Raw genomic sequence first — 12,907 nt, forward strand, 5'->3', positions numbered from 1 at the left:
CATGTCGGCCGCCGTGGTGCCGACGGTGCGGATCCAGCGCGAAGATTTCGACGTCGCTGCAGAGATCGCCAGGCTGACGCAAGGCCGCGCCGATATCGGCGCCGTGGTGACCTTCTCCGGCCTCTGCCGCGATGAGCAGGGCGCGCTCTCGGCACTCGAACTCGAGCATTATCCCGGCATGGCGGAGGCCGAGATCAGCCGCATCGCCGTTGAAGCGGTTCAGCGCTGGCCGTTGCAAGGCCTGACCGCCATCCACCGCCACGGCAAGATCGCGCCCGGCGACAACATCGTGCTGGTGGTGGCGGCATCGGCGCACCGCCAGGCGGCGTTCGAGGCGGCAAACTTTCTCATGGACTACCTGAAATCGCGCGCGCCGTTCTGGAAGAAGGAGCATCGCGCTGACGGCTCCGAGGGCGGCTGGGTCGAGGCCAAGGAAGCCGACGCCAAGGCCGCACAGCGCTGGAAACCGTCCGAATAAAATCCTTTCGCAGCCATGCATTGACCGCAATCCTTTGGCCAATTGACCGCGGTTGGTCAGCCTGGGCATTGGCAGCCCGGGCGAGGGAGATGGTCATGCTGGACAGGATCGCGGAGTTCTTCGTCTTCGGTTTCGTGCCTCTGGTCGTCGGCATATTGGCCGTGCCGGAACTGTCTGCTGCCGCCGAAAATGCCGTGCGGGGCGAGGTGATCTATCGCGAGCGCATCGCCTTGCCGCCCAGTGCCGTGCTCTCCGTGCAGCTTGCCGATGTCTCGCTGGCCGACGCGCCGGCCACGATCATCGGCGAGCAGAATATGAAGCCGGCCGGCCAGGTGCCGATCAGCTTCGAGATCAAATTCGATCCCTCCGTCATCCGGTCGCAGATGACCTACGCCTTGCAAGCCCGCATTACCGTCGACGGCAAGCTCCTGTTCATCTCCGATATGCGCCATCAGGTCGATCCGCTGACCGACGTGCCGCAGACCATCATGCTGAAGATGGTCACGCCGAGCGCCGAGCAGACGGCTTCTGTCATTGGTCAGATCTGGCTGGTCGACTATGTCGACGGCATTGGCGCCATCGCCGCGCCGCAAGCCACGTTCAGGATCAGCGAGGCCGGTAAGGCGGGCGGCAGCGGTCCCTGCAACACCTATTTCGCCACCGCCAAGGTCGAAGGCCAGGCGATCGCGATCAGGGACATCGGTTCGACCTACAAGGCCTGCGCGCCCGAGGTGATGGCTGAGGAGAAGGCGCTGTTCGATGCATTGACCAAGGCGGCGTCATACAGCGTCGGCGACGGCAAGCTCGTCATATCGGACAAGGATGGCCGTGAGATCCTGCGCTTCAGCGCCGCAAGCTGATGCCCGGTCCGGCGTCACCCCGGCGCGGCGAGAGCCGATCGTTGCGTCAATGAAAAAGGCCGGCGAGACGCCGGCCTTTTTACAGGGTCCAAGGTCTGGACTGTCGTGTCAGCCGACGATCTCGGTGTCCGAGAACCAGTACTTGATCTCTTCTGCTGCCGTCTCCGGCGCATCGGAGCCGTGCACCGAGTTCTCGCCGATCGACAGCGCATGCACCTTGCGGATGGTGCCTTCGGCGGCATTGGCCGGGTTGGTGGCGCCCATCACTTCGCGGTTCCTGGCAATGGCGTTCTCGCCTTCCAGCACCTGCACGATGGTCGGTGCCGACGACATGAACTCCACCAGCTCGCCGAAGAACGGACGGTCCTTGTGGACGGCATAAAAGCCTTCCGCCTCACGACGGCTCATCCAGACCCGGCGCGAGGCGATGACGCGCAAGCCGGCCTCTTCCAGCATCCTGGTGATGGCGCCGGTGAGGTTGCGCCGGGTAGCGTCCGGCTTGATCATGGAAAAGGTGCGTTCGAGCGCCATGGGTCGTCCTTGTGATGAGAATGGAATTGAGAGTGGCGGGCTCTATACAAGCCGCCCGGCCCATTGCCAAGGGGTGAGGCCAAAGGGGCGAGGGACGGTCCGCGAAGCGGACAGAAAGCCAATTCCGAGCAATGAACGCCCGGAGCGATGTGAAGGGCCGGAGCAACTGTGCGTTTCTGTGTCAGGCCGGCGCCGATGAGGCGGACTCAGCAGGCGAGATCGGATGGCTGTCATGCGATGCTTTGCTTGCTATAGTTGCGTGTCGGCGCCGCGCTGAAGTCGGCCCGAAGGGAGACAACATGATCATGGCAGACGATCGGCAGGAACGCATTCGCAACCGCGCGCATCAGATCTGGCTGGAAGAGGGACAACCGGCCGGTCAGCATGATCGCCATTGGCATCAGGCGGTAGCCGACATCGACCAGGAGGATGCCGGGGGGAAGTCGGCAGCCAAAAAGGCAGCTGGCGCCGGCAAGGCAAAAGCCGCTCCCAAGGCAAAAGCCGCCCCCAAGGTGGCGAAGCCTGCCACAAAGACCAGCACGCCAAAAAAAGCGGCAGCCAAGTAGGCTTGGCTATCTCGCAGCTGGCCTTCCCCGCAAGGGATTGACAGCCTGCGTGGCTGCCCAGCGCCAGGTCAGGCGCGACGGCGTCACGCCGCCGCCACCTTTCGTGCCAGCCCGCCGTGCAGGTCGAGGCAGCGGGCGAACCATTGCGCCACCACGTCGCTGTCGTCGAGCAGCTGGTAGGGCGAGGCTATGCGCGCCCATTGCAGGGCGCCAAAAACGATGTAGTCGGCGAACAGCGGCGACGCGCCGCCAATATAGGGCTGGTAGCCGAGCATTGAGCGCAGCGGCTCCAATGCAGTGCGGAATGTTGCCAGCCCGGCGTCGCGCGCGGTGACGATATCCTCCAGCTTCCTGCCAAGGCATTGCTCGCGGCTCTGGCGGAAATAAGCGGCGTTCTCCTCGTCCTGCATGACGTGGAGGTCGATGATCGCCGCGGTGGTGACATAGGGATGGATGGTCAGCTGCGACCAGCGTTCGATGAAGCGCGCCATCGCCTTGCCGCCTTCGCCGCCAAACAGCGTCGGCCGATCCGGATAGGCTTCGTCGAGATAGAGCGCGATGGCGAAGGAATCGGCGACGACCGTCTCGCCGTCGCGGATCACCGGAACGGCTTTCGAAACGCCGCCCTCGACAGCGGGCACCTCGAGAAAGCGCGTCGGTGCGGTCGAAATGTCGAGCCCCTTGTGCGCAAGCGCCATCGCCACCTTCCAGCAATGCGGGCTGAACGGACGGCCAGCGTCGCGTCCGACGAGGTCATAGAGCAGAATGGTCATTGGCGTTGGGGCCCTCGCGGGTTAGGTAGGCCCCGCATCGATGCGAGCCGAGGGGAAGCCATGAGACAGCATTTCATGATGTTTGCGGCCTATAATCAATGGGCCAACAACCGCATCTATGATGCCGCGGCCGAACTCGACGAAGAGGAATTCAACCGCAATGTCGGCGCCTTCTTCGGCTCGATGATGGGTACGCTCAACCACCTGCTGACAGCCGACCGCATCTGGATGAAGCGCTTCACCGGCGAGGGCGACGCGCCGACGACGCTGGATGCCGTCCTGCACCGGGGCTTGCCCGGCCTGCGGATGGCGCGTGAAGCCGAGGACAAGAGGATCATCGACTGGGTCGGCGGCCTCAGCGACAAGGCTTTGACGGGCCGCTTCACCTATATGACGGTCTCGGACATGCGCACGGTCTCGCAGAGGCTGGCGCCGGCGCTCGATCATGTCTTCAACCACCAGACACATCACCGCGGCCAGGCGCACACGATCCTGACCATCCTGGGACGGCCAAGCCTGGGTCTGGATCTGATGCTCTTCCAGCGCACCGAGGAGGGCAGGGCTTTCGCCTGATCCCTGTTGGGGGCTGATCGAAGTTCAGCCGGCGGTCTCGCTGTCCAACTGGTTCTGCGTCAGTGCGGCTTCGGCTGCGATCCACTGCTTGAACAGCGATACCTTGCGAGCGTGCAGCGTCTTGTCGGGGCAGACGAAATACCACCCCGCCGTATTCGGCTGGTGCACCTTGAATGGAGCCACCAGCCTTTCGGCCCGGATATCGCTGGCCATATAGGCACGATTGGCTACGGCGAATCCCAGTCCGGCGCTAGCCGCCTCGTAGGACATCATGCAGGAATCGAAATAGATGCTTTTGGTCTCCCGGAGCACGAAGCCGGCGCCGGCGAAGTCGAGCCATGATTGCCAGTTCTGGGTACATGTGTCGGAATGCAGCAGCGTGAAGTGACGTAGATCTTCAGGCCGCACCTTCGACGGAGGCTTGTCGCCCAGGATTTCGCGGAAGAGCTTCCTGCTGCACACCGGCGTCAGGTCTTCCCGAAACAGCAAATCTGACTGCAGCCCGTGAAAGTGGCCGTCGCCATAGCGGATTTCGAGATCAAACTCGGAAGTCGTGAATTCATGCGTCGCGTAGGATGTCGAGACCCGCATGACAATATCGGGGTGCTGCCGCTGGAACAGTGGCAGGCGTGGAAAAAGCCAGCGTGCCGCAAAAGTCGGCAGCACCGATATCTTCAACACATGCTCCTGCGATTGCCCGGTCGCCTCCATGCTGGCGGCGACGATCCGCTCCAGCGCCTCGCGAACGCGCGAGACATAAGTCTCGCCCTCCGGCGTCAATGACACAGCATTGCCGCCGCGCTGGAAAATCTTGAAACGCAGTTGATCCTCAAGGCTTTTGACGCGCTGGCTGACCGCCGAAGCGGTGATAAACTGTTCTTCGCCGGCGCGCGTGAAATTCCCGTGCCTCGCAGCACTCTCCACGATTTTCAGCGAATTGAGGTTGACCTGACTGAGCAGACGCACGGTTTCGACCTTAAGCTGGGCTTACACTAGCACCAGCATTCCTAATTTTACAGGGGTGGGTGATCTAATCGACTGTTTCCCAAGTGTTGCCCCCGCCCCGGAGAAGTACAATGAACGCCCATACCATCCCCGAACTGCGTTATGCGATGAGCCGCGAAGCCATCATCGGTCACGAAACCGCCTGGAAGGTGTCGAGTTTCGGCGTCGCGCAATATCTGCACGGCTATGACCCGGCCCTGCTTGCAGCAATTGAGGAAGCTGCTCTGAAGCTCAAGGCCAGCCATGCCGTGCACAAGCACCTTGACTTGACCTTCATCACCGGCGCCGACCGTTTCATCCCCGAGATCAAGGAGTTGCTGCATGACAAGCTGCGCCTGGAGCGGCTGTCCGACATGATGGGCACCAAGCTGGAGCCCTATCCGCTGTCGATCGTCGGCTCGACGGTGACCTTCATGAATCCCAAGGACGGCGCCGTCGAATGGCATTGCGATGGCGTTCCGGTCACCGAGCTCATTCCGCTGTCGATCAGCAATCCGCTGGTCGGCGGGCACCTCGAAATCTACTGCGACGACTCCGAAACCGGCCGCGCCATCCTCGAATCCGGCCGCGAGATTCCGCGCAACCGTGTCATGCGCATTGATCACAAGATGAACTACGCCACGCTTGGGCAGTTTCTCGGTGTCCTGCACCGCACCGCGCCGATCCGGTTCGGCGAGCGCGTCACGCTGGTGCTCAACCAACGCTCCGTGGCCAAGCCCTATGTCGACGACAACCGCATGTTCTATCTCGCCGCCGACAACGACCATGACCGCGAATGGGTCAACGAGCTGGCCGAAGACGTCTGGACCAACCAGTTGCCGGCCTATCGCCGGTTCGAGCAAGAGCATCCCGTTCCGGCGTCGTCCGAGGCGCCGATTCCGGGCGGAGCCAGGGAATCATGGTAATGAGCCTTGATCCCGAAAAGTGGGAACCGACTTTCGGACAGGATCATGGTCGAACGCAGAGATAGAGCGCCACACCGGTTCCTTCGGCATGGATCCGGCTCGGCATCCGCGCTGGTCTTTGCTGCCGGCGCGGTGGCGTTGTGGTCGACCAATGCGCTGGTCGGCAAATCCCTGCTGGCCAGCCATCCGGTGTCGCAGGTGCAGTTCCTGCAATTTACAGGAGCTGCGCTCGTCTTCGCCGCCATCCGGTTGATGAGCCGGGAAAGGCCCGCGCCGGTCTCGGCCGGGCCCGCGCTCGTCTCGCTCGCGGTCGGCTTCATCGGTCTGGTCGGCACCATGGTGCTGCAATACATCGCTTTCGCTTCGATGCCGGTGATCGAGGCCAATCTGGTGGCCTACACCTGGCCGTTGATGGTCGCTGCGGCGGTCATCGCTCTGCAGAATCCACGGCGCCCGGCACTGCTGGGCCTCGCCGCGGTGGTGGGCTTCGTCGGCGTTGCACTGGTGATTTCGGGAGGGCGTAACCAATCCTGGCTCCAGGGCGATCTCGTCGGCTATGTCGCCGCATTCGGGTCCGCACTGTGCATGGCCTTCTATTCGGTCATGGTGGGACGGGTCGCCACCTCGCCGGATCGCCTGTTGCTGCCATCGTCGCTGATCGGTGTCGCCTTGACGTTCTTGTGGTGCGCTCGCGACGGTTTCGCCTGGCCCGTCGGCATGGACCTGGCTCTCGGCCTCTATCTCGGCGCCGGTCCGATGGGCTTGGGCTACTACTTCTGGTCACGCGCCTTGAAGCTCGAAGGCAGCGGCAAGGTCGCGGTCGTCGCTTATCTCACGCCGATCGCTTCGACGCTGCTGCTGACGCTGTCGGGCGAAAGGCTGACGATGACGGCCATTGTCGGAGCCGTCCTCGTCATCGGCAGTTGCGTCGCGGTCGGCGTGGAACGTTCGGAGGCCGAGAACCATGTTTGACGAAAACGAACGTCTGGCCAGGCAGGAAGCGCATTGGCTGATCAAGGAATTTGGCGCCGAGGCACCGCTTTATGCCGCCATGAAGGCCGAAAAGGCTATAGAGCAAAAGGACTTCAGCCGTTGCGCCCGTTGGAAGCGTATTCTAGAGATATTGGCCGACGGTCATGCTGCTAAGTCTGCTAGTCCCAAGTATTAGATTTTCTAATTTGCGCGACGTCGATTTCCCATGAAAAGTATTTTTGCGAGTCTTGGTTCCTTGTTGAGACTTGGCGGTCCGTTGGGGGGCGCGGTTAAAAAGATACAAAGACACAAGTCTTCACTGGGGTGGATGACTTTGTCGGAAATAGGGTGATAGAATTGTCAAATATCGATGATAAGACCGTTATCGAACTGACGGCCGATATTGTCTCAGCGTACATAGGCAACAATCCGCTTCCGGCTTCCGGTCTACCTGAGTTGATTGCCAGCGTCAGCGCTTCGGTGCGCAAGCTGGCTGGTGCACCTGTCGCGGAAAGCCCAAGCCTGGTTCCGGCCGTGAACCCGAAGAAGTCGGTGTTTCCCGACTACATCATCTGTCTTGAGGACGGAAAGAAGTTCAAGTCGCTCAAGCGACATCTCAGGACCGATTATGGCCTGAGCCCGGACGACTACCGGGCCAAATGGAGCTTGCCGCCGGACTATCCGATGGTTGCGCCAAACTATTCGGCGACACGGTCGGCGCTGGCAAAGTCGACAGGACTTGGCCGCAAGCCGGCAGCAGCGCCGGCCGTCGCAGCCAAGGCGACGAAGCGCAAGGCGACGTCCTGAGCGCTTCCTGGCTAGGTAGGCAGGCTGATCGGCTGCCTTGACGACGCCTTTGCGGGCGTCGTTTTCAGGCCTTGTGCGGCCAACTGGCCCGCAAGGTCTTGCGAAGCGTTGATGTCCGGTGCAAAAGCGCGGCCATGCTGATCATCAACGACCTTTCGCTCCGCATGGCCGGACGCCTGCTTCTCGACCACGCCTCGCTGACCTTGCCGGCCGGCACCAAGGCCGGTCTTGTCGGTCGCAACGGCACCGGCAAGACGACGCTGTTCAAGGCCATCACCGGCGATCTCGCCTCCGAGACGGGCTCGATCAGCCTGCCCAAAAACACGCGCATCGGCCAGGTGGCGCAGGAAGCGCCCGGCACCGAGGACCCGCTGATCGAGATCGTGCTCAAGGCCGATCTCGAGCGGACGGCACTCCTTGAAGAGGAAAAGACCACCACAGATCCGCACCGCATCGCCGACATCCACATGCGGCTGGCCGACATCGACGCGCACTCAGCCGAGTCTCGCGCGGCCACCATTCTTGCCGGTCTCGGCTTCGATGATGCTGCGCAGCGCCGCCCGGCCTCGTCCTTCTCCGGCGGCTGGCGCATGCGCGTGGCGCTCGCGGCCGTACTGTTTGCCGAGCCCGACCTTTTGCTGCTCGACGAGCCGACCAACTATCTCGACCTCGAAGGCACGCTGTGGCTGGAAAACTATGTGTCGAAGTATCCGCACACCGTTCTTCTGATCTCGCATGATCGCGACCTGCTCAACCGCGCCGTCAATTCTATCGTTCATCTCGACCAGAAGAAGCTGACCTTCTGGCGTGGCGGCTACGATCAGTTCGAGCGTCAGTATACCGAGCAGAAGGAACTGCAGGAGAAGGGCCGGGTCAAGCAGGAAGCCGCCCGCAAGCATATGGAATCCTTCGTCGAACGCTTCCGTGCCAAGGCTTCCAAGGCGAGACAGGCGCAGTCGCGCATCAAGGCGCTGGAGAAGATGAAGCCAATCGCTGCGATCGTGAACGATACGGTGCGGCCGTTCTCCTTTCCCGAGCCGGTGAAGACGGTGGCCTCGCCGATCGTGGCGCTGAACAACGTCAATGTCGGCTACACCGAGGGGCAGCCGATCCTCAAGAAGATGACGCTGCGCATCGACGCCGACGACCGCATCGCGCTGCTCGGCGCCAACGGCAACGGCAAGTCGACCTTCGCCAAATTGCTGTCCGGCCGGCTGAAGCAGGAGACCGGCACCATGACGGTGGCGCCCGGCCTGAAGGTAGCGATCTTCGCCCAGCATCAGCTTGACGATCTCCGGCCTGAGGAGAACGCTTATGAGCATGTCCGCCGGCTGATGCCGGAGGCGCCGGAATCCAAGGTGCGCGGGCGTGTCGCCCAGTTCGGGCTCACCACCGAGAAGATGAACACCGCCGCCAAGGACCTGTCCGGCGGCGAGAAGGCGCGGCTTCTGATGGGCCTGTCGGCCTTCGAGGGGCCGAACCTGTTCATCCTCGACGAGCCGACCAACCATCTCGACATCGACAGCCGCGAATCGCTGATCCATGCGCTGAACGAATTTCCGGGGGCCGTGATCCTGATCTCGCACGACCGCCATCTGCTCGAGGCGACCGCCGACCGGCTGTGGCTGGTCAAGGACGGCGCGGTCAACCCGTATGACGGCGACCTCGAAGACTACAAGACGCTGGTCACCGGTGTGTCCGGCGACCGCCGCGGCAAGCGCGAGGCGGACAAGGCGTCAAAGGCCGACCGCCGCCGCGATGCGGCAGCGCGTCGCGCCGCTTTCGAGCCGCTGGCCAAGGAAATCCGCGCCACCGAAGCGCTGATGGACCGCATCCGCAAGCGCATCGACGGCATCGAGGACGAACTGTCCAATCCGGCCGTCTACGAGAAGGATCCCTCGACCGCGACCCGGCTGGCCAAGGAGCGCTCGCAGCTGGCCCAAACGCTGGCCGGCCACGAGGAGAAATGGCTGAACATGTCGGCCGAATATGAGGAAGGCACGGCGGAGTAGGGGGAGAAGTTAAGGGCCTCATCTGGCCCTACACGCCGCATTCGATAGCCGCTAGACAACCCCCATGAACCAGCACGCCAAGCTCCACATCGGCCATTCGGCCTGTCCGCATGATTGCCCATCGACCTGCGCGCTCGAGGTCGAACTGCTTGACGGCAACCGCATCGGCCGCGTCCATGGCGCCAAGGCCAACAGCTATACATCGGGCGTCATCTGCGCCAAGGTCGCGCGCTATGCCGACCGCGTCCATCATCCCGACCGTCTGCTGAAGCCGCTGGTGCGGGCCGGTGCCAAGGGTGACGGTGCCTGGAAGGACGCCAGCTGGGAGGCCGCGCTCGACCTCGTCACCGAAAAGTTCATCGCGGCCGAGAAGACATACGGCTCGGAGACGGTCTGGCCCTATTACTATGCCGGCACGATGGGGCTGGTGCAGCGCGACGGCATCGACCGGCTGCGCCACGCCAAGAAGTATTCCGGCTTTTTCGGTTCGATCTGCACCAATCTGGCCTGGACCGGCTGGATGATGGGGGCCGGAGCCTTGCGGGGGCCCGATCCGCGCGAGATGGCGAAATCCGATTGCGTAGTGATCTGGGGCACCAATGCCGTGGTCACGCAGGTCAACGTCATGACCCACGCCATCAAGGCGCGCAAGGAGCGCGGCGCCAGGATCGTCGTCATCGACGTCTATGAGAACGCGACGATGAGGCAGGCTGACCTCGGCCTGGTGCTGAAGCCCGGCACCGACGGCGCGCTGGCCTGCGCGGTCATGCACGTGCTGTTCAGGGAAGGCATGGCCGACCGCGCCTATCTCGAAAAATACACCGATGACCCAAAGGGGCTGGAAGAGCATCTGCGGACGCGCACGCCGGAATGGGCGGCCAGCATCACCGGTCTGACGGTCGCCGAGATCGAGGATTTCGCCCGCCTCGTCGGCACGACCAAGAAAACCTATTTCCGTCTCGGTTACGGGTTTTCGCGCCAGCGCAACGGCTCGGTCAACATGCACGCCGCCGCCTCCATCGCCGCCGTCACGGGCTGCTGGCAATATGAGGGCGGTGGCGCCTTCCATTCCAATTCCGGCATCTTCAAGCTCAACCAGGAGGTGCTGGAAGGCACGAAGATGCGCGATCCCTCGGTCCGCCATCTCGACCATTCGCGCATCGGCCCGGTGTTGACCGGGGCGAAGGACGCGCTCTATGGCGGCCCGCCGGTGACGGCCATGCTGATCCAGAACACCAACCCTGTTAATGTCGCGCCCGAGCAGCGGCTGGTGAAGCAGGGTTTTCTGCGCGACGACCTGTTCACCTGCGTGCACGAGCAGTTCATGACCGACACGGCCAAGCTCGCCGATGTCGTGTTGCCGGCGACAATGTTCCTCGAGCATGACGACGTCTACAAGGGCGGCGGCAACCAGCACATCACGCTCGGCCCCAAGCTGATCGACCCGCCCGGAGGGCCACGCACCAACCATTTCGTCATCGAGGAACTGGCTGAGCGCCTCGGCGTCGCCGATCGTCCAGGCTTCGGCCTGACAGAACAGCAGCATATCGACATCATCCTGGGCAAGCGCGGGCTGGGCAGCTTCGATAGCTTGAAGGAAGACAAGTGGGTCGACCTGCAGCCGGATTTCGACACCGCGCATTTCATCAAGGGATTCGGCCATGCGGATGGAAAATTCCGCTTCCGCGCCGACTGGACCGGGCAGGCGGCGCCGAACCGGCCGCCGAAGAGCATGGGTCTGTTCGGCCCGGTGGAGCGGCTGCCGGAATTCCCCGACCATGTCGACCTGATCGAGGTCGCCGATGAGGCGCATCCGTTCCGGCTGACGACATCGCCGGCGCGCAATTTCCTCAACTCGACATTTTCGGAAACACCGGTGTCGAAGGCCAAGGAAGTGCGGCCGGAACTGCTTCTGCATCCGGACGATGCGGCGGCCCATGGGCTTGCCGATGGCGACCGCGTCGAGGTCGGCAACCAGCGCGGAGAGGTGGTGCTGCACGCAAGATTGTTCGACGGCATCAAGCGTGGCGTCGTCATTGCCGAGGGCATCTGGCCAAACAGCGCGCATGAGCGCGGCGAAGGCATCAACGTGCTGACCGGCGCCGATGCGCCGGCACCCTATGGCGGCGCTGCCTTCCACGACAACAAGGTGTGGCTACGCGCGGCAGACTGAGGCTGGACGAAGCACACGGTGGTCCGGAACCAAAATCATACCGGCAGGAATTCGGCCGCCTTCTTTCGGTCTCGCTGCAGCCGGATGTCGTCGGCGATCTGCCCTGCCTCGATCGAGATTTCGCGCAGCAATCCGGTGACCGGATTGTGAAAGCCGATGAGATAGAGGCCGAGTTCCGAAGCCCTCCCATTGGCGCCGCTGCGGCCCGGCTGGATGCCAGGCTGCAGCAACCTGGCGTAGCCCGGCCGGAAGCCGGTGGCGAAGATGATCGCATCGAACTCGCGACGCTTGCCGTCGGCAAAATGGGCGCCTTGCTCGGTGATCTCGGCAATGTCGGGTGCGACCTTGATTGCGCCTTCGCGGATCTTGGCGACCGTGCCGACATCGATCACCGGAATGCGCGACGCCACGGCGATCTGCTGCAACATCCCCTGGCTCGGTCGCTTGAGCCCGTATTTCTCCAGCGTGCCCAGTGCCAGATCGAGGATGACGGGGAACAAGGCATCATTGATGCGTTGCGGCATCAGGCGAGCCGCCATGCCGACTATCTGGATGGGCACGCCAAGCAACTCGCGCGGCACGATATGAACGCCGCCGCGCACCGAAATCGTCGGCCGCGCACCGCCTTCCACCAGATCGAGCGCGATCTCGGCGCCGGTGTTGCCCATACCGACGATCAGCACCGACTGGCCGGCAAAAGGCGTGGCGTTGCGGTAGTCGGCGCTGTGCAGCCTTTGACCCCTGAAGGCCTCGGCACCGGCAAATCCGGGCATCAGCGGCTCGGCGTTGTAGCCCGACGCGATCACCACGTGGGAGGCATGCAGGGCGCCGGATGTCGCCTCGACATGCCAGCCTCTGCCTTGCCGGGTGATCATCCGCACTGTCTGTCCAAAGCGGGGCCGCAGGTCGAAGCGTTGCGCGTAGGCATCGAGATAGTCGGCGAAGAGATCGCGCGGCACATAGCGCGGGTAATCCCTGGGAAAGGGCACGAAAGGCAGCGAGGAATAGCGCTTGGTCGTGTGCAGGTGGACGCGCTCATAGTGACGTCGCCACGCGGGTGCTGCCTGCGCCTCTTTTTCGAGAAGAACGAAGTCCACCCCGGCCTGCCGCAGGCATGCGGCAACGGCCAGACCCGCTGGCCCGGCACCGATAATTGCAACTGGGGTGGTGTCGTCCAAGCGCGCCTCCGCCAACAAATTCGCGTCCGGAGAATGTCAAAAGCATGGCAGCCGGGTCTGCCCGCCGGCAAAAT

General features: G+C 63.0%; 14 protein-coding genes. 10 read left to right on the forward strand and 4 right to left on the reverse strand.

Going from position 1 to position 12,907, the window contains the following annotated elements; all coding sequences use genetic code 11:
* Nucleotide 1 precedes the first annotated feature (1 nt).
* Together AC1D08_RS26250 and AC1D08_RS26255 are read left to right on the forward strand one after the other, a co-directional pair.
* On the forward strand, nt 2–478 hold the full coding sequence (locus AC1D08_RS26250; protein WP_184871122.1) for a molybdenum cofactor biosynthesis protein MoaE: 477 nt from the start codon (nt 2–4) through the stop codon (nt 476–478).
* A 95-nt stretch (nt 479–573) separates the two neighbouring features.
* Entirely contained in the window at nt 574–1,338 is a 765-nt protein-coding gene (locus AC1D08_RS26255) for a YbaY family lipoprotein (protein ID WP_477424411.1), read from the forward strand.
* A 108-nt stretch (nt 1,339–1,446) separates the two neighbouring features.
* On the opposite strand, the gene ndk is transcribed toward AC1D08_RS26255, so the two are convergent.
* Nucleotides 1,447–1,869, reverse strand: coding sequence for a nucleoside-diphosphate kinase (gene ndk / locus AC1D08_RS26260; RefSeq protein ID WP_027048827.1), 423 nt, complete (start codon nt 1,867–1,869; stop codon nt 1,447–1,449).
* Between the two features lie 131 nt (nt 1,870–2,000).
* Between ndk and AC1D08_RS26265 the strand changes: the two genes are divergently transcribed.
* Nucleotides 2,001–2,435, forward strand: a complete 435-nt coding sequence (locus AC1D08_RS26265) for a DUF2934 domain-containing protein (protein ID WP_457154578.1) — start codon at nt 2,001–2,003, stop codon at nt 2,433–2,435.
* A gap of 83 nt (nt 2,436–2,518) precedes the next feature.
* Here AC1D08_RS26265 and AC1D08_RS26270 read toward each other — a convergent pair whose 3' ends face one another.
* Nucleotides 2,519–3,208 carry a glutathione S-transferase family protein gene (locus tag AC1D08_RS26270; RefSeq protein ID WP_457154579.1) on the reverse strand — a complete coding sequence of 230 codons (690 nt, stop codon included), beginning with the start codon at nt 3,206–3,208 and terminating at the stop codon, nt 2,519–2,521.
* 60 nt (nt 3,209–3,268) lie between these two features.
* Between AC1D08_RS26270 and AC1D08_RS26275 the strand changes: the two genes are divergently transcribed.
* Nucleotides 3,269–3,781, forward strand: coding sequence for a DinB family protein (locus AC1D08_RS26275; protein ID WP_457154580.1), 513 nt, complete (start codon nt 3,269–3,271; stop codon nt 3,779–3,781).
* Between the two features lie 24 nt (nt 3,782–3,805).
* Here AC1D08_RS26275 and AC1D08_RS26280 read toward each other — a convergent pair whose 3' ends face one another.
* The gene (locus AC1D08_RS26280) at nt 3,806–4,747 is read right to left on the reverse strand and encodes a LysR substrate-binding domain-containing protein (protein WP_477424414.1); all 942 of its coding nucleotides are present in this window, start codon (nt 4,745–4,747) and stop codon (nt 3,806–3,808) included.
* A gap of 110 nt (nt 4,748–4,857) precedes the next feature.
* Between AC1D08_RS26280 and AC1D08_RS26285 the strand changes: the two genes are divergently transcribed.
* From AC1D08_RS26285 to AC1D08_RS26310, 6 genes are all read left to right on the forward strand, one after another.
* Nucleotides 4,858–5,691: a hypothetical protein gene (locus AC1D08_RS26285; RefSeq protein ID WP_457151393.1), complete on the forward strand. Its 834-nt coding sequence runs from the start codon at nt 4,858–4,860 to the stop codon at nt 5,689–5,691.
* A gap of 45 nt (nt 5,692–5,736) precedes the next feature.
* A complete protein-coding gene (locus AC1D08_RS26290; RefSeq protein WP_457151394.1) occupies nt 5,737–6,663 on the forward strand; it encodes a DMT family transporter in 927 nt (308 codons plus the stop codon).
* Nucleotides 6,656–6,859, forward strand: coding sequence for a hypothetical protein (locus AC1D08_RS26295; RefSeq protein WP_095086282.1), 204 nt, complete (start codon nt 6,656–6,658; stop codon nt 6,857–6,859). The genes AC1D08_RS26290 and AC1D08_RS26295 overlap by 8 nt, the downstream gene beginning before the upstream one ends.
* Before the next feature lie 161 nt (nt 6,860–7,020).
* Entirely contained in the window at nt 7,021–7,470 is a 450-nt protein-coding gene (locus AC1D08_RS26300) for a Ros/MucR family transcriptional regulator (protein WP_095086277.1), read from the forward strand.
* Nucleotides 7,471–7,604: 134 nt separating this feature from the next.
* Complete coding sequence (locus AC1D08_RS26305; RefSeq protein ID WP_477424416.1) at nt 7,605–9,482, forward strand: ABC-F family ATP-binding cassette domain-containing protein; 1,878 nt, start codon at nt 7,605–7,607, stop codon at nt 9,480–9,482.
* A gap of 64 nt (nt 9,483–9,546) precedes the next feature.
* Complete coding sequence (locus AC1D08_RS26310) at nt 9,547–11,655, forward strand: molybdopterin-containing oxidoreductase family protein (protein ID WP_457151397.1); 2,109 nt, start codon at nt 9,547–9,549, stop codon at nt 11,653–11,655.
* A gap of 35 nt (nt 11,656–11,690) precedes the next feature.
* Here the strand turns inward: AC1D08_RS26310 and AC1D08_RS26315 are convergent, their stop codons facing one another.
* Nucleotides 11,691–12,833 (reverse strand): flavin-containing monooxygenase, encoded by a 1,143-nt coding sequence (locus tag AC1D08_RS26315; protein WP_457151398.1) that lies wholly within the window; start codon nt 12,831–12,833, stop codon nt 11,691–11,693.
* Nucleotides 12,834–12,907 lie beyond the last annotated feature (74 nt).

The organism is Mesorhizobium sp. P2_E6 (genome assembly GCF_056403835.1).